The 229-nt window shown below is 70.3% G+C and carries 1 pseudogene; it reads left to right on the top strand.

From position 1 onward, the window contains the following. Nucleotides 1–229 (top strand): annotated as a pseudogene (locus KVT32_RS31940) (amidohydrolase family protein); the annotation flags it as partial.

Genomic DNA, 229 nt, shown 5'->3' with positions numbered 1-229 from the left:
CGACAAGATCGTGGCCGTCGGCGAGAGCATCGACGCCCCGGCCAACGCCACGGTGATCGACGCGGGCGGGCAGTACGTGATGCCGGGCGGGATCGACACCCACACTCACATGCAGCTGCCCTTCATGGGCACGGTGACGGCCGACGACTTCTTCACCGGCACCGCGGCCGGCCTGGCGGGCGGCACCACGACCATCATGGCCTTCGTCATCCCCGACCCGGAGCAGGCG

Origin of the sequence: Achromobacter sp. GbtcB20 (assembly GCF_019091095.1) — a bacterium.
GTDB classification, from domain to species: domain Bacteria; phylum Pseudomonadota; class Gammaproteobacteria; order Burkholderiales; family Burkholderiaceae_B; genus Achromobacter; species Achromobacter mucicolens.
The sequence above is the reverse complement of the archived record's forward strand: the minus strand, read 5'-3'. Positions and strand labels throughout refer to the sequence as shown.